Raw genomic sequence first — 613 nt, 5'->3', positions numbered from 1 at the left:
TAAAGTGAACCCTTAAAATTGGACAACTTTATTAAGCTGCTTTCTGGACGGTAAGTTCCCGGTATTTTATCGGGGACTTGCCGTCCAGTTTTGTTTTGATGCGCCGATGATTGTAGAAGTCTATCCATTCGTTCATAGCTTCGATAAGCGCTGTTTTGGTCTCAAAATGTTCATCCATAACCTCGACTTTCATAATGTGAAAAAACGACTCCATGGTGGCGTTGTCGAGACAAGTGGCTTTACGCGACATACTCTGAAATACATGGTGCTCTTTAAGCGTGTTTTGCCAGTGGCGATGCTGATACTGAAACCCTTGGTCAGTATGGACAGTCGTCCGATAATCTAACACCGGTATTCGATTTAGGGCTTCTTTCAAAGGCTTTAAAGCGAATTCAACGGTCGGGTGGTCACTGATATTGAAAGCCAGAACCTCTCCATTGAAGAGGTCGAGGACTGGTTCTAAATAAACCCGTTCATTTTGGCTTTGGTTCCCATATCGAAATTCACTGACGTCGGTGACTAACTTCTGGTAAGGCCGATCTGTTTTGAATCGTCGCTTAAGTCGATTTGGGGCGATGACGCCAACAGTTCCCTTGTAAGAATTATACTTTCG

At 43.9% G+C, this 613-nt stretch carries 1 protein-coding gene; it reads right to left on the bottom strand.

The genetic code is table 11. From position 1 onward, the window contains the following. Positions 1 to 31: 31 nt before the first annotated feature. A partial coding sequence (locus MMY95_RS15650) for an IS3 family transposase (RefSeq protein ID WP_241277828.1) occupies positions 32 to 613 on the bottom strand: 582 nt, incomplete at its 5' end.

Source organism: Lactiplantibacillus sp. ME-2 (genome assembly GCF_022549155.1).
GTDB classification, from domain to species: domain Bacteria; phylum Bacillota; class Bacilli; order Lactobacillales; family Lactobacillaceae; genus Lactiplantibacillus; species Lactiplantibacillus plantarum.
The sequence above is the reverse complement of the archived record's forward strand: the minus strand, read 5'-3'. Positions and strand labels throughout refer to the sequence as shown.